Raw genomic sequence first — 15,035 nt, 5'->3', positions numbered from 1 at the left:
TCATCTCTCCTTGTCGGGCTTAACAAGTTGTTTAAGGTTCTGGTCCCAAAGCCCCGACTTTTTGATCACTGGATATTTATGCCCAGTATTTTCTATAAGAAGATACTTGCAGACGCGCGGACCTGTTTGCTGCCCTTTGCTCCGCTGGTTGCGTGTCTTTACTACGTATCTGTATTTAACTAAGTCACTGATAAATCGAGTGACGTTTTGGCGGCTAGTACTTGCAGCTGCCTGCACTTCTTCAACGGTAAACTGGCTGTTTAGAAACCGAATGGCTTGCCATATTCTTTGTCTTGCGTTTGCCTTAGGGTGCGGGTTAGGCCTACTTCTGTTAAAACTAGGCTCCTTACCTGTTGCCTCATAGACATACGGTTTTGCCGATTTATTTACCGCTTTAACGTATTTATTTCTTACAAACTCATCCATGACAGTCTTGATTTTTGGCATCGGTACTTTCATTGCTCTCGCTAAGTCGGTACTGTGGAAATCAGGCTGTTTCTTTATCCACTCCCAGCTACGCTGGCTGAGGGTCTCTCGCATATTTACAACTCCGCGACGGGGAAGAATTGACGGCCCGCCCATTGATCAGCATCAATGGTTTTTAAGCTGTTCGACTTAGCGAACTTCTCAATGCTCGCAAGGCCCGTGGTGATGCGACGAAAGTTACCTTTTGAGGCATCTAACAGTTCTTGCAGTAAGTCGGGGGCAATTACTGTGTGCTCGACCAGCTCGCTCGCCATAATTGAAATGTCTTCCTCGTCAGCCTTTTGAAACTGCACGTGCTGGCTGATGCGTCCGAACAGTTGCGGAAGACGCTTTATCTTTTTAGGAAGGTGTTCATACCCAATTAAAACAATGGGCACGCCTGACAAGTCGTAAATGTCACGGATGGTTTCTAGAACTTCAGTTTTGTCAGCTAGGTAGTCCGCTTCATCTATAAAGAGCGGCTTGCCCGTGAGCGCCAGTTCTCTAACAATGAAATTAATCATGTCTGCCTTGCGCTGACGTTTATCTAGCCCTAAGTCTTGTGCTAGTCGCTCTAGTAGCGTGCCCATTGTGTCGCTTTTTAAGCAGCGCACTAAAATGCCGTCAGCTTGAACAAACAGAAACGCACCTGCAGTAGTTTTGCCTAACCCAGCTTGGCCAGAGAATAAGGCCATGGCGGGTGAGCCTTCTTGCGCTGCTTGCTCAACGGTCTGGTAGGCGTCAAATGCGGCCATGACGTTTTTAGTTTTTGCTGTGATTGCCTTCATCGTTTATTTCCTTTGCTTTCTGATGTGAAAAGTTTGTCTAACATTTGCGCCGAACGTCGGTTGTCGCGTCGGTATTGATGTAGCCACGCTTTTTCGGTTGGGCCTAAGCGGCCATCAATATTAAGTTGTGTGTAATGACGAGCCTTGTGGTGTTCATTTTGATAAATGGGCTCACCGCTGTTTTGAATGGTTTCGATAGCATTGAGCTCGTCTCTGCGTTGTGCCAGTTCGTCTTTGCGTTCAGCTGAATAGCCTTCTTTTTTCGGCTCTGCATGCGAAATAGAATTTATGATCCCAGATGAAACTTGCTTCGATGGTTTAGGGAAGGACTTAAGGCCCTGGGTCTGCGATTCGCGATACGCCAAGAACTTTTGAGCAACGTCTGATACATCGAATTCCTTCGAGGCTTGCTTGATTGCCTCCCGCTCATTGCGAAGCCTGGCGCGTTGAATTCGCTTAGCTTCTTGAGCGTGCGTCATCGTGATTTCGTTATCGACCAGCTCAGGGTTAAATGCCTCGCAGATAAACTCGCGTTTTATCGGGTCGAAAACATAAATCTTGCCAATGTCATCGGGGTTAAATCGACAGTGGACACGCTCACCGATGTAAGCGCCAAGTTCAGCGTGAATGTACTCAACACCCTCAACGCTAATGCCTTCTTTACCAACGGTTCTGAATCCTTTTTGACTAGGTACCGGCGCAAGTAAAACGTCTAAAAGCCTTTCGTTATCTAAACGCTTAATCGTTTGCTGATGCTGAGTGAATTTCTCAAATGGTGTGCACTTAAGCTCACTGTGCTCGGTGTGGTCGTAGTGGTAATCAAGCCAAGAGTTAATGAACTTTTCGAAGTCAGTTGACGAAATAGATACATCGAGAGCAACTCTATCTGCGCCTTTCTCCCTGCGTTCTATTAAGCGCTGCGCGAAAGTCAGACGGGCATTTATCTTTTCACGATCACTAACGTTATGACCGATGTAGCCCGATAGCATCTCGGCAATACCGTGGCTAAACGTTCTGAAGAAACGTTCTATGAAGGGTTTTTCCCAGCCGCTGTAAGGATTGGTAATTTGGTTGTGTATTCCAAGCGCATCCCATATCGCGAAGATATGCGCAGAGCAATAGTCAGCTCCATTATCCGTTCGCGCGACTTCTGGAATACCCCAATCAAGGATCGTATTGCGAATTAAAAGTGCAATACCTTCGGCATTCGATGTAGGTTTTAAAACGACTTTTACACGTCGTGTAAACACGTCAATTACACCAATAATTGAGTATCTACCATCGGTAAGCATTACGTCGGCTGGTGTGCTATCAAATTCCCATAGCTGGTTGATGCGCTCGACACCTGCACTGCGACTGCCGAATGCGGCCATGTGTTTATTCTGCCAGCCACTTGCATCCATAAGAGATAAGAAAGTGGTTTTGTTCTCGTCTTTCCACTTGCGGAGCCAATCTCTGCAAGTCGATGGTGAAGGCGTTGAGTATTTTCCCTCAAACTCCATCTTAAGAAGTTCAGATAAGCGCTGGCCCTTTATGTGTGGAAACTGATGGATTAACGCAACGGAATACCGCTTCATTTCCGGCGTGGTTTCAATGATGCTCTTGCCCTTGGTTTTGCCGTAACCTGTAACTAGCCCTTGAAAGCCATGCTTTGTGTAGCTTTTTTCCCAACGAAGAAGTGTGCGGTAACTTAGGGTTGGCTTAATGCGATAATGAGCTTCATTTATCTCAAGTTCTCGGTTGTTATATAGACCAATAAAAGTGTTCCAAGCTGAGACTTTACTGCTCATTTCAGCAGCAAAACTTTGAGCCAGCTTTAGTATGAAAAGAGAGGTACTGGCACGCTTGGCATTCTCGTCTTGGTATGAAGCATCTAGTAGACCGCTCTTCCTGGCGTCTGAAGTAATGCTCTTTTCTACTTCATTAACGGTGCTTTCAACGGCCTTCTTATTTTTCGCTTTCGCCGCAAGCGAACTGGGATGAAATTTTGTCTCGACGGCATTCGCTACGTCTACAGGAAGCCCTTCAATCAAGTAGTGAGGGACTCTGCCGCCCAAGCCGGCAAGCAGTTGAAATGGCCAGTCCTCATTCTTAGCACGCAAGCTAACATTGCGCTTTGAGATGTTGAGCGCTTCAGCAATTTCCTTGGCAGTAAATAGTTTCATAAGGGGTTCTCTAGTTATCTTGAGACATAAAAGTGTCTTATGCGCTTTTTACGCCGTGAGTTTCTTTTACAGCGTCCTTTGCTACAATCTTGCTATGCAGAAATCTGCGGCGTGTGCCATTAGCGTGATAACGAGAAGGCCAAATTTCTTTCGGGTGAAGCCCTAAGGCTTTTGCTATAACAGCTTCGGGTTTTGCATAGGGTCTGTGCATTGCTGTACTACACGCCCTTGCAGCTAGACCGTTTTGAATGGAGAGCTCCTTTAAAGTGAGCTCTTTTTTACGTATTGCAGCGACGATATCTGCCGGGTGCCAATCTTTTTGGTACATTTTTAGATCCATTTAGTGTTTCTTTTTTTGAATCATAGGACACAAAAATGTCTCATGTAAAGACGGGTAAGACACAAAAGTGTCTTAAGTTGTTTATGCCATTGAAAACTAAAAACAAAAAGTTGGACTTTTTATGAACGTGAACGAATTTTGCAGTTTGATAAAAAGCATTCGTGAAGAAAAAATGAGCAGAAAAGAGTTTGCCAGGCGTAACGACCAGTGGCATGAAAATACGCTTAAGTCTTATGAGAAAGACCGGCTGCCAGATGTTGATTATCTGTATTTGCTACACAAAGAAACCGGGTTCAACTTTAAAGATCTTGTTGAGGCACGTACCAGGGTCGTTTTAGAGGGTGTTGCTACTTCAGAAGAAATTGATAATGCAATCGCATTAGCTCAGGGGGTCATAGGCGACGAAGGAAAACAATTTATCGTTATTGACGATGACGCGATGGAACCACATATTCAACAGGGCGCTCGATGTTTAATAGACGAGAGTGACAAGGCCTTGCACCCTGGTAATATCTACTGCTTTAAAATAGAAGACAATTTTACTTGTCGAAAGGTCCATAAAACCCTTTTGGGCGATCTTATTCTTCAAGCTGAGAACGACGCATTCATTCCATTGGGTTTCACTGAAGATTATAGAGAACTACTAAATATAGTCGGCAGAGTCACCGAAGCTTCTAATTCCTTTTAAACGTCTTTTAAATGCTTTTTAGGATCGCACTTATACACAAAAACGCGCTAATTTAGGATCGCACTTACAATTTGGAAAGTGCGAAATGATTTGCTGTTTAAAAGCTCACTAAGTTACAACCAACCTGCTTCTGAGCCTTTATTTAAACTGACTTTGAATGATTTTGGACATTGTGAAGGGGATATAAGATTACCAGTTGCCAAACTACACCTTAGTTTTTAAACAATTCCTTACTTTCGCCAAACTACTCTGTGTTACTCGCCTAATTTTTTGACACTACTCAAGTGGCTCAAACCCTTATGTTACAAGGCTTCCCACTTATTCCCGCCAAATATTACTGGATCCCACTTAATTGACATACTTCTCTGACATCTACACCTGAAATACGTTGACATAAAGAGGACTTCTTTATGACGACATCAAATATTACCAAGGCTAAGCCCAGCGCTCTTAATTGTAACAAAGCGTTAAATTCCAAAATTAACAGGATGTTATGCCTGTTACTATCTTTGTTATTCAGCTATTCTTCTGTAACTAGCCGTTCTGGCATTCCACAAAATTGAAATATTCACACGACGGGGCACTGTAGTGCAAAAGACACTTAGTCAGAGTTTATTCCAAACCTTATTTATAGGAGTTGTAATAGCATCACTTCTGATAATTGGCGCTGTCTGGCGCTCTGCTAATACACTTGTGGTTAAAAATATCGAACACGATATCCAGTTAGCAGAAAAGGTCTTTGATAAAGTTGTTTCTGACAGGCAAACCGTAATTAAAAGTGTGTCAAAAGTGCTTTCTCGTTCATTTGATTTCAGACGGGCCGTGGGAACAGGTAGCATTCCCTCAATTGAAGCCGCTTTTACCAGTTATGCAGACAGGCTAAATACCGACATTATTGCACTAGTCAGTTTAGACCATCAGGTTGTTGCTTCACACACCGAGCTTTTCAAAGAAGGGCAAAATGTTCAAAGTAGCTTAGCCTTGGTTGCCAAGGGTAAAGATAGCGGTTTTTTTGTTGTAGATGATAAATTAGTTCAGCTTAATCTCATTCGTGTAGAAATCCCTACACTTAGATACTACATGCTTATCGGTGTTGAATTCGACAGTGTATTGCTACAAGAACTGAAAGAACTCGTGGATGCAGAGATCATAATATCGCAGCTCGATTCAAATCGTATACTTAAAACCACATTAGAGGAACGCGAGGCTAAGCGAGTCCTTGCATCACAACAAGATCCATCTTGGGTCGATGTAACGTTCAAAAATCAACTTACTTATGTAACGCGTCAAGTCAATATAGGCAGCGAAGAAAGCTTACCGGTTACCATTACTCTAGCCGTAGATACCACATCCTCTTTTGAGGCCTTCACCAGCGTGCAGCTCACTATATTCGCCTTCTCTATTTTAGCGGTATTGATTGCACTTGGTTTGTCACTATTGCTTGCACGAAGCGTGAGTCAGCCGGTATCTACGTTAGTAAAAGCGGTTAATAAAGTGGCCTCGGGTAAATATGGTGCCACACTAAAAAACCCCTCAAAGCTTAAAGAAATTACCGAACTCGCCAATGCAGTAGACAGCATGCAGGCCAGTATTAAGAGCCGAGAAAAACACATTCGCTATCAGGCAGAACACGATGTATTGACAGGGCTTTTTAATCGTAACTATGTCGAAGGCTATTTTGAATCTGAGCTAAGAAGTGGGCACCCGGTTCAAGTTGTGGCAATCACGGTTATTGGTTTTAGAACCATTAACGATCTTTATGGCTATTCTAATGGTGATAACACATTAAAAGTCCTTGCTGAAAGGTTACTGCGTTGGCCCGGAACTTCAGCCCGTCTCGCTGGCGGAGAAATTCTTTACATTACACACGATGCACTCAATGATGATCAGCTTGAAACCCTCAAGCATATTTTAGAGCAGCCGGTAGAAAGTAATTTAATCGCTATTCCGGTAAAGGTAGCTATGGCTGTAATTGATTGCCCTAAAGATGCCTCGTCTTCTGAAGAATTGTTTAGAAAAATGAATATCGTGACAGATGAAGCGATACACAGCGACAGTTGGTGTGTTCGTTACAGAGCCGATCTGGAAGATAAATACACCAGAAGGCTGTCTATTACTACTGAGTTAAAGCGCGCGTTAATCAGTGAGCAAAATGAATTATCTATGGTTTATCAGCCTAAAATTGATTTACAAACCATGAAAGTATGCAGTATGGAAGCGCTCATTCGTTGGAACAACAGCGTACTTGGGTTTGTTCCTCCCGATGAGTTTATTACCATTGCTGAACAAGCAGGTTTGATAGAGCAGGTTACATCGTGGGTGATGAAGCGAACCATTTCTGACTTGGTTTACTTCAGAGAGAAGGGCTATGGCTTTACAGTAGCTATGAATTTATCTACCCAAGACATTCAAAATAAGGTGCTGTTAACTAAACTTGTCTCGCTACTTACCGAAGAGGGCTTGTCGCCTGAAGCCCTTGAGCTTGAGATAACCGAAAGCGATCTGGTGGCAGACGCATCACTTGCGATTGAGAACTTAAACGAGTTAACCGCCCGTGGTTTTCATTTTGCCATCGATGACTTTGGTACGGGTTACTCTTCACTGGCTTATTTGAAAAACTTGCCAGTAAAAACAATTAAAATAGATAAGAGTTTTATACTGTCGCTTGCCAGTGATGAAAACGACCAGCAAATTGTCCGCACGGTTCTTAGCTTAGCCAGTGTCTTTAACTTGAAAGTAGTTGCCGAAGGTGTAGAAGATGCCGCATCGTTAGACATTCTTAAAGAATGGGGATGTGACATAGTACAAGGCTACTACATCAGCCGCCCATTGAGTTGCGCTGACTTAGAAAGTTGGCTTCAAAATACGCCTTTCGGAGAATAGCTATTTTATTAATTAAATTTTATTTTTTTAAACGAAGACTCAATATTTATTGTCGTTAAAAGTAGCGACATGGCATTGTAAATGCAACAAACAATAATGAAGCGTGTATAACGCTCTGCGGGCTCATTCTTCGCTAAACTGTGAGTATTTTGCCCATTGAGTTGTGAAATTAATTCAAAAACAAGGAATTTATTATGGACATCATTCGTATACTACTATCGATTTTACTACCACCGCTGGGCGTGTTTCTTCAAGTTGGGCTAGGCGCTCATTTCTGGATTAATATTCTGCTAACTATTTTGGGCTACTTTCCAGGGGTTATTCACGCCATTTACATTATCGCTAAAAAGTAGCGCATACCAGCGTAGGAAGGGGACGTTAATCTCGCGCCTTTTCTAGCAAACGTGGTACAAAGCGAAAAATTAAAAAAGCCAGCTATAGAAGCTGGCTTTTGTTTTGGGTTACCGTAAAACGATAGCCTCACTTTAGTCAGTGAGGCTATCTAGTACTAGGCTGTAACTTTTTCTTCGTCTAGCTCTTTTTTCATTTCTTCGCGATAGGCGTTAGCAAGCTTGGTTTTCTGACTATCGTTTAGTACATTCCCCGCAACTTGAAAGAACTCTTGTTCCTCATCCGCGAGGTGGTGTTCAACTTTTTCTTGTAACGTTTTTAAATGACGTAGCCAAGCGGGCGAGCTCATATCAGTTTCGTCGAGTTTACCTAGCAGTTCATCAATTTCATGATGTTCTGCAATGCCATGACGAGTTAAGTCGACAGTGGCATCCTTTTCTAGCAGATGGGTATAAAAATGTCGCTCTTCAGCGATAGCATGACTCTCTAGCTGAGTTTTTAGTGCTTCATAGTACTCGCGACGTGCCGCAGTGTTGCCGCTTGTTTCGGCGAGAATCTTAAGCAGTAAACGTTGCTTTTCATGGTCTTGGCGCAGTGCTTCAAATATTTTCATGGAAGATCCCTCAAATGGTTAAATACTTACTAACCAATGCGATTTTTGTTCCATGCTTTCCGCTATTCTTTGTAATTGATTTAAAACGCTTTTTAATTTTAATGCTGTTGAATAATGCCTAGGCATTAAACAACAGCGCAAGATTTACATAGCGCGTTACCAATATATTCTCAACGGTTTATATTCCGAACCATTTGTTCATAGCGAGACTTAAACACCTTGCGCTAGCATGGCATCGGCGAGCCGCCTGAAAGCCGCAATATTCGCCCCCTTCATATAATCGACATAGCCATCTTCACGCTTACCTTCGATTACACAGCGTTCGTGAATACTGTTCATAATCGAGCAAAGCTGTTCGTCTAACGCGCTGGCGTCACGCTGATTGAACATAGCATTTTGACCCATTTCTAAGCCTGAAAGTGCAACGCCTCCAGCATTAGATGCCTTGCCCGGTACGTAGGTTATTTTGGCGTCAAAAAACTGTTTTTGCGCGTCGGTAGTGCAAGGCATATTGGCACCTTCTAATACCATTTTACATCCGTTGTTAAGCAGTGCGTTGGCATCTTCTTCTTGCAGTTCGTTTTGCGTGGCACAGGGGAGCGCTATGTCGCATTTAAGGTGCCAAGGTTTTTTATCCGCTACCCACGCCCCCATATTTTGTTCAGCCATGTCATAGAGTATGTTTTCACTTGAAGCATGATTTTCAATTGCCCACCTCAGGTTTTTATCACTTAATCCGCTCTCACTATGTAAAAGCCCTCGGCTGTTAGATAGTGAAATTACCTTAGCGCCTTTTTCAACGGCTTTTAAGGCGGCATGAAGGGCGACATTTCCGGCTCCAGATACTGTCACTGTTTTGCCCTTAAGGTCGGTCTTTTTATACTGGCACACCGCATTTAAAAAGTAGATGAGGCCAAAACCTGTTGCTTCGGTTCGAACATAGCTACCACCAAACTCTAAGCCTTTGCCGGTGAGTACGCCTTCAAACTTATTATTTAACCTGCGGTATTCACCATATAAATACCCGATTTCTCTTGCCCCCACATTAATGTCGCCTGCGGGTACATCGGTATTTGCGCCTATATGTCGTTGCAACTCACGCATAAATGCTTGGCAAAACAACATGATGTCACGATCTGAACGCCCCTTAGGGTTAAAATCTGAGCCGCCTTTTCCTCCACCCATTGGCAGCCCGGTCAATGCATTTTTAAAGCACTGTTCAAACGCTAGGAATTTAAGCACGGATAAATTTACGGTAGGGTGAAAGCGTAGACCGCCTTTATATGGCCCCATCGCTGAGTTGTGTTGTACACGCCACCCCTGATTTACTTCAATGTTACCTTCGCTATTCATCCACGAGACAGTAAAGTTAATAATTCGCTCCGCAAGGCAGAGGCGTCTAACAATATCAAACGCTTTGTAGTGCGCATTGGCATTGTATATAGGAACAATATCTTGAAGTACTTCGTGAGTGGCTTGAAGGTATTCAGTTTCGCCAGAAAATTTATCGTTAAGAAACGTGGTTATTTCATCCAAATTACTTTGTTCTGCCATGGACTACTTAATCCTTATTGCTAAAATTTGTCAGCACTGTAAGACTGCGAGGAACGGTTTTTATTGTAAGTGAGTTCCCTTCATAAATTTCGCCGTCTACGGCATAGGCTGTCGGTTTATCAAACGTTAAAGTGATAGTTGCTGCGCGTTCATGACGTATAGAATCTGATTGTTTTTTTGCATCAGCAGGGCTTAACACAAGCTCTGCTAGCGACAAAAATTGTTTGTCGGATGTGGTTTGTGGCTCAAGCCATGTTAAGTCTAACTTGCCATCTGTAATATTAGGTTGCTCTGCACCTTGGGCGAGTGCTGTAGTCATCGGCGCTGCATTAGCAATAACAAAGCTTGGAGTTTCAAAATTCTCGGCTTCGCGACCTTCTATTTCAACGCTAAAAGTCATGTTTTCGTTGTTGGATATGGCGTTCCATAAACCTTTTAAATAGGCGAATTGCCCACCCATATCTTTTTCTTCACGGTCGGCAGATGAAATCATTTTTTCTTCAAAGCCTACCGCTGCTACCAACAGCATTACACGGTCGTTGCATGTGGCGGTATCAATGTTAAGCGTATTCCCTTCGATGATGATGTCGCAAGCGGTACTAACAGGCATTACTTTACTGATATAGCCGTGCAATACCTGGCTTAACGCATTCGCAGTACCAAAAGGGATGATGCCCATGGTAACGTTTGTATTAACTAGCGCCGATGCCACCTCGGTTAAGGTACCGTCTCCACCACACGCTATTACAATGTCAGCGCCGTCATCTCTTGCCGCTTCTGCTAGAGCTTTTCCGTCAACGTCCGGTGTGGTTTCTTTTACGGTAACTTCAAATTTTTCGTTAAGCCGAGATAATACATCTTCTTTATACTGCGCCCATTTTCCACCACCTGATACGGGGTTGACGATAAGCGTTAGTTTCTTTTGAAGTGACAACAACCCGCCGTCTCTTACTTTTTGAAGCGATGCCAATTGGCGTTTATTCAACCTTGCCGTTTGACGGATTTGATTTATTTGTGAAAGTGCTTGCTCTACGGTCAAGTCTGGATTCTTCGCAAGCAAATAGGCGGCAACGACTAATACAGAGCGGCCACGACCAAGCGCACAATGAACAACCACATTTTTGTTTGCCGATATTTGTTGGTTTAGCCAGTTAATGGCCAATACTAACTGTTCAGGTGTGGGGCTTGTATGATCCAGCACGGGAATATTTAAATAGCGATAATCTTCTTGGTAGGCCGTCCAGTCAAGGCCATCAAATTCAGCTGTCACGTCTAAAATAGCGTCGATATTATTTTTGTTAAGCAAAGGAACGTGTTTACTTGACATTCGACAGCCCAAAAACAAATTGGGCTCGATTTTTTGAAGCGGCGGTACTTTATCTGTTCGGCGCGCATACGCATTGTAAAGCCCAGTACCTAATAGAAAAGGAATGAAAACCCAGCGAATATAAAATGGAATAGAGCCGTCTTCGCGTTTACGAAAGAGGCTAGGGTAGTTCAGCAAGTATGCGCTACTGACTGCTATTAGTGAAAAAGCAACCCATCCAAACAGCAATTTCAATACGATTATCGGTAAGATAAACGTTAATACTAAGGCTGCAATTGCACCTAGTACGTAATACTTCACCATTTTCACGTTAGACACATCCTTTGTAATTGGAAAAAGTAAATAGCCTATGCATCTATACTTGCCTAACAGTGTTTTCGTTTACTTTTTAAGGTAATAGGTTTGAACTAACACGTTCTGGCTAACGTATGCTTTGATAATGAAAATATGAGTGTTTTAAATGAAAGATAGTGCAGTAATTAAAGTAGTAAACTTCGCCTGGTTTCAGGGGATTTGGTGGCTCGTTATTCTATTTCAGAACCAAGCCGTGATACCTGTTTTGGGCTTGATTGCGCTTTGGCTCTTTTTGTCTTCAAAACGCATAGAAGATATTAAGCTGATGAGCGCGGTATTTGTGTTAGGCACGCTAGTTGACGCACTGCTCACTTACAGTGGTCTTTTCATTTTCAACGAGACAAAGGCGCTGCTTTCTTTTTGGCCCATTCCTATTTGGCTGAGTTTGCTTTGGGTTGCGTTTGCCGGCACCGTATATCACAGTTTGACCGTGTTCAAAGGCCGCCCTGTTCTTGCTTCTATCGCAGGCGCTGTATTCGCTCCACTTAGTTACATTGCCGGCGCTAAATTTGGTGCCGTTGAGCTTGGTGCGAGCATACTGTTTTCTTATATTTTCATCGCCCTAGTGTGGAGCGTGGTGTTCCCACTTTGTTTTTATCTATCCAATCGTTTTGAGGCAAAACTGCCCCAAGCGTGAAAGCAAGGAGTGTATTGGCAATGACGAAGAACGTTTTAATTACCGGTGGCAATCGCGGAATAGGTTTGGAAATAGTAAAGGGAATGCTCTCGAAAGGCTACAAAGTGCTAATGGGGTGTAGAGACGAAGAATCAGGTCTTGAAGCGAAAAAAGATACCGTTGGCGGAGACCTTCATATTATAGAAATGCCCTTAGACAACGAAACGGCTATTGTAGACGCCCTCGTTCGTACAGAAGCCGTGTATGGCCCCATAGATATTTTAATCAATAACGCTGGGGTGTTAGATGATACACCCTGGGATGAGGTTAACGCAGAGACGCTTGCCAAGTCTATGCAAGTTAATGTGAATGCGCCGCTTACCCTTATTCAGCAAACCCTTCCCCAAATGATCGACCGTGGGTTTGGTAGAATTATTAACGTGAGTTCAAGCTACGGTAGTTTTGCTGAAGGGTTAAAGGGGCCACTTAGCTATGCGGTGTCGAAAGCCGCGTTGAACGCGTTAACAGTGAAGATGGCAGCAGTGGTAGACGAAGCATCCGATAGCGGCTCGCTCAATGTCAAAGTTAATAGTATGACACCAGGTTGGGTACACACCAGAATGGGTGGCAGCGATGCGCCTAAGACACCTAAGGAAGGGGCTGACACTGCTATTTGGTTAGCGACCATCGAGGAGGGCGGCCCGCACGGTCAATTTCTAAAAGACCGAGAGCCTATCGACTGGTAATTATTCATGCTAGTGGCCCAGTTAGAGAATCTCGACTGGGCCGGTATAACGAAAGTTGCGTAGCGTGTTCGTTACTTTACGCCTAAGCGGTGCTTTTACGTTCTATCACTACCTAGAGTGAAAAACGCTCTCTTAAAAAGCGAGCTATGCCGTCTTCATCGTGGTGGCCAATAACGGATGTTGCTGCGTCTTTGATATAAGGTTTAGCATTCGATGGCGCGTAGGCTTCATCCGCAAGTTCAAACATACTTAAGTCGTTGTCACTATCTCCAAAGCAAATCACATTGCTGGCGCCAAGCTGGTTTCTCAAAAGCTCAACGGCACTGCCTTTACTCGCTAGCTTGTGGTGCACATCCATCCAACGGTACTCGTCACCCTCTATTGCTGGGCCAGAGTAGGCGATAAGTTCATCATGCATGTTTAATTGTTGATACATATCGTATACAAGCGCTGCATCTCCAATCATGCTGATATTGGTTATATGCGCGGTTGCCGGAAGTGATTCAATAGTGGCAAGTTTCGCCTTAGTTCTAGAAAAATATTTTTCAATTAAATCACGCTCTACTTGGTATTTAGGTGTCGAATGATAAATCACATGTTCGTGATTAGGGCTGTCCATATTCACCGTATTGATAAATGGCGTAATATTGTTTTTGACTGCATGCTCAATAATAAGGTTAACTTCACTTGGCGCTAAAAGGTTTTCTAACGTAAGGGCATTGCCCGACGGGTCCCAAATTGCGACACCATTGTTGTAAATATGAGGCAGCAAGAAAGACTGCCCCTCTAATACGAACTGAGCAGAATGCATAGTGCGCCCTGTCGCGACGGTAAAGGCGATATCTTTTTCACCGAGTAGTGCTAAGGTCTCTTTGGTAAACGATGAGATTTGAGAGGACTTGTTCAATAATGTCCCGTCTAAATCAAAAAATATTAAATCCATACAATTGATGCCCAGTTTCTACAACAGTAATAATAAGGTTTTGAATAACGCGAAAGGCAATATACGCCAATGGTTCGTATATTGCCTCTTAAGATAATTGCTAAGTAGCGTACACTACACCCAACATCTAACACCTAACATCTATCATCTATCATCTATCATCCAATACATGATAAGCATGGTTTAGCATAATCGCTCCTTTGCTTTACCAAGGTGATGCGTGGCTGACAAACCCGACTAGCGAATAGACTCGACAACATTATCTGAATGTTGCTTAAGTAGCTTAGTGACTTGCGAAGCCGATTGCGTTTTCTTTAAGTTAATAACAAGTGCAACCTTACCATATCTAACCGCATGACGAACTGTCTGTATTACTTCATTTCTGTCAGGGCGCAGTCCAATCAAACCGGCCACAAACAAACCGATGAATAAGCCCGGACTTATTAGTGCGATATAGGTAAACAGAGGGTTTAGCTGCGTTAAAGCAGGGCCAAACTGCGTAAGCAGAAACGCAGCAATTAGCCCGACAACTAAGCCTACAGCACCAAGCAGTAAATGAGACGACCACATACTCTTACCGATAGATGCACTGTTGCGCTCAAGCTTTTCACTCATTTTTGCATCGCCCGCTTCCACCACTTCAATTTGAGAGGTTTCCACTGATGTTTCATCTTGTACAAGATTGATAACTTCGTTCACTTTTTGTTTAGAAGTGAACACCGCTACTACTTGTAGTTCATCGTTAGAAACAACGCTGGCTCTGAAATTTTCATTGTCTGAATTTTGAATACTCATTATTAAATCCTTACTTCAATTTAAACCGTGTGCCTAGCAAACCCTAGTTTCAACGTCTCTTCGCTAAACGTTTCACAGTGGTAAAAAGACTTACGTTACACGGTAACAGCTAACAGTTTTCTCTAATGTATCTATCTATACAAGTTGCATTCCTATGAACGTATTGTGCGCTTTATACTTTAGTTTAAATCAGTTATTTTAATCTTTTAACAGATTGTTTTATAACGACTTTAATTGCATTGCTAAAAGGGGTTAAAGAAGGTTTTTAGGTATAAGTTTAGGTGGGAAGCACAGAGATTTACCCGCTAAGCCATGCGGGTGCTAATGTTAACATTACCTTATTGAGATTATTTTACACGGGCAGTGAAAAAACGTTACAGCGTATTTAGCGAGTAATAATCGAAAGC

General features: G+C 43.1%; 14 protein-coding genes. 5 read left to right on the top strand and 9 right to left on the bottom strand.

Annotated features, from left to right (window positions below):
• The 4 genes from ACTRWF_RS00160 to ACTRWF_RS00145 are packed head-to-tail and all read right to left on the bottom strand — an operon-like array spanning position 1 to position 3,758.
• Positions 1–540 (bottom strand): hypothetical protein, encoded by a 540-nt coding sequence (locus ACTRWF_RS00160; RefSeq protein WP_435787235.1) that lies wholly within the window; start codon positions 538–540, stop codon positions 1–3.
• Positions 541–542: 2 nt separating this feature from the next.
• A complete protein-coding gene (locus tag ACTRWF_RS00155) occupies positions 543–1,253 on the bottom strand; it encodes an AAA family ATPase (protein ID WP_462834890.1) in 711 nt (236 codons plus the stop codon).
• The gene (locus tag ACTRWF_RS00150; protein ID WP_462834889.1) at positions 1,250–3,418 is read right to left on the bottom strand and encodes a Mu transposase C-terminal domain-containing protein; all 2,169 of its coding nucleotides are present in this window, start codon (positions 3,416–3,418) and stop codon (positions 1,250–1,252) included. The genes ACTRWF_RS00155 and ACTRWF_RS00150 overlap by 4 nt, the downstream gene beginning before the upstream one ends.
• 37 nt (positions 3,419–3,455) lie before the next feature.
• Positions 3,456–3,758, bottom strand: coding sequence for a helix-turn-helix domain-containing protein (locus ACTRWF_RS00145; protein WP_427269828.1), 303 nt, complete (start codon positions 3,756–3,758; stop codon positions 3,456–3,458).
• Between the two features lie 121 nt (positions 3,759–3,879).
• On the opposite strand from ACTRWF_RS00145, the gene ACTRWF_RS00140 reads away from it, so the two are divergent.
• The 3 genes from ACTRWF_RS00140 to ACTRWF_RS00130 all read left to right on the top strand — a co-directional run bounded on the left by ACTRWF_RS00140 (position 3,880) and on the right by ACTRWF_RS00130 (position 7,682).
• Positions 3,880–4,446 carry a S24 family peptidase gene (locus tag ACTRWF_RS00140; RefSeq protein ID WP_462834888.1) on the top strand — a complete coding sequence of 189 codons (567 nt, stop codon included), beginning with the start codon at positions 3,880–3,882 and terminating at the stop codon, positions 4,444–4,446.
• Positions 4,447–5,034: 588 nt separating this feature from the next.
• On the top strand, positions 5,035–7,329 hold the full coding sequence (locus ACTRWF_RS00135; RefSeq protein WP_462834887.1) for an EAL domain-containing protein: 2,295 nt from the start codon (positions 5,035–5,037) through the stop codon (positions 7,327–7,329).
• 194 nt (positions 7,330–7,523) lie between these two features.
• Complete coding sequence (locus tag ACTRWF_RS00130) at positions 7,524–7,682, top strand: YqaE/Pmp3 family membrane protein (RefSeq protein WP_015067141.1); 159 nt, start codon at positions 7,524–7,526, stop codon at positions 7,680–7,682.
• A 155-nt stretch (positions 7,683–7,837) separates the two neighbouring features.
• Here ACTRWF_RS00130 and ACTRWF_RS00125 read toward each other — a convergent pair whose 3' ends face one another.
• From ACTRWF_RS00125 to ACTRWF_RS00115, 3 genes are all read right to left on the bottom strand, one after another.
• On the bottom strand, positions 7,838–8,293 hold the full coding sequence (locus tag ACTRWF_RS00125; RefSeq protein ID WP_015067142.1) for a hemerythrin domain-containing protein: 456 nt from the start codon (positions 8,291–8,293) through the stop codon (positions 7,838–7,840).
• Positions 8,294–8,503: 210 nt separating this feature from the next.
• Entirely contained in the window at positions 8,504–9,847 is a 1,344-nt protein-coding gene (gene gdhA / locus ACTRWF_RS00120; RefSeq protein WP_023559688.1) for an NADP-specific glutamate dehydrogenase, read from the bottom strand.
• A 7-nt stretch (positions 9,848–9,854) separates the two neighbouring features.
• Positions 9,855–11,483, bottom strand: a complete 1,629-nt coding sequence (locus ACTRWF_RS00115; RefSeq protein ID WP_015067144.1) for a diacylglycerol kinase family protein — start codon at positions 11,481–11,483, stop codon at positions 9,855–9,857.
• 151 nt (positions 11,484–11,634) lie between these two features.
• On the opposite strand from ACTRWF_RS00115, the gene ACTRWF_RS00110 reads away from it, so the two are divergent.
• Entirely contained in the window at positions 11,635–12,165 is a 531-nt protein-coding gene (locus ACTRWF_RS00110; RefSeq protein WP_462834886.1) for a DUF2878 family protein, read from the top strand.
• 20 nt (positions 12,166–12,185) lie between these two features.
• The gene (locus tag ACTRWF_RS00105; protein ID WP_024016265.1) at positions 12,186–12,890 is read left to right on the top strand and encodes an SDR family NAD(P)-dependent oxidoreductase; all 705 of its coding nucleotides are present in this window, start codon (positions 12,186–12,188) and stop codon (positions 12,888–12,890) included.
• Between the two features lie 112 nt (positions 12,891–13,002).
• Here ACTRWF_RS00105 and ACTRWF_RS00100 read toward each other — a convergent pair whose 3' ends face one another.
• Together ACTRWF_RS00100 and ACTRWF_RS00095 are read right to left on the bottom strand one after the other, a co-directional pair.
• Positions 13,003–13,833, bottom strand: a complete 831-nt coding sequence (locus ACTRWF_RS00100; protein WP_015067147.1) for an HAD family hydrolase — start codon at positions 13,831–13,833, stop codon at positions 13,003–13,005.
• A 237-nt stretch (positions 13,834–14,070) separates the two neighbouring features.
• Positions 14,071–14,628 carry a hypothetical protein gene (locus ACTRWF_RS00095; protein ID WP_462834885.1) on the bottom strand — a complete coding sequence of 186 codons (558 nt, stop codon included), beginning with the start codon at positions 14,626–14,628 and terminating at the stop codon, positions 14,071–14,073.
• Between the last annotated feature and the right edge of the window lie 407 nt (positions 14,629–15,035).

This window comes from Alteromonas sp. G5_S2_22_S1 (genome assembly GCF_054968525.1).
This window is presented reverse-complemented; position numbering and strand designations above follow the sequence as displayed.

Bases quoted from the DNA above. Each gene is read 5' to 3' on its own strand.
- ACTRWF_RS00145 (WP_427269828.1), bottom strand. From the start codon at position 3,758: ATGGATCTAAAAATGTACCAAAAAGATTGGCACCCGGCAGATATCGTC.
- ACTRWF_RS00155 (WP_462834890.1), bottom strand. From the start codon at position 1,253: ATGAAGGCAATCACAGCAAAAACTAAAAACGTCATGGCCGCATTTGAC.
- ACTRWF_RS00125 (WP_015067142.1), bottom strand. From the start codon at position 8,293: ATGAAAATATTTGAAGCACTGCGCCAAGACCATGAAAAGCAACGTTTA.
- ACTRWF_RS00150 (WP_462834889.1), bottom strand. From the start codon at position 3,418: ATGAAACTATTTACTGCCAAGGAAATTGCTGAAGCGCTCAACATCTCA.
- ACTRWF_RS00100 (WP_015067147.1), bottom strand. From the start codon at position 13,833: ATGGATTTAATATTTTTTGATTTAGACGGGACATTATTGAACAAGTCC.
- ACTRWF_RS00130 (WP_015067141.1), top strand. From the start codon at position 7,524: ATGGACATCATTCGTATACTACTATCGATTTTACTACCACCGCTGGGC.
- ACTRWF_RS00160 (WP_435787235.1), bottom strand. From the start codon at position 540: ATGCGAGAGACCCTCAGCCAGCGTAGCTGGGAGTGGATAAAGAAACAG.
- ACTRWF_RS00140 (WP_462834888.1), top strand. From the start codon at position 3,880: ATGAACGTGAACGAATTTTGCAGTTTGATAAAAAGCATTCGTGAAGAA.
- gdhA (WP_023559688.1), bottom strand. From the start codon at position 9,847: ATGGCAGAACAAAGTAATTTGGATGAAATAACCACGTTTCTTAACGAT.
- ACTRWF_RS00095 (WP_462834885.1), bottom strand. From the start codon at position 14,628: ATGAGTATTCAAAATTCAGACAATGAAAATTTCAGAGCCAGCGTTGTT.
- ACTRWF_RS00105 (WP_024016265.1), top strand. From the start codon at position 12,186: ATGACGAAGAACGTTTTAATTACCGGTGGCAATCGCGGAATAGGTTTG.
- ACTRWF_RS00110 (WP_462834886.1), top strand. From the start codon at position 11,635: ATGAAAGATAGTGCAGTAATTAAAGTAGTAAACTTCGCCTGGTTTCAG.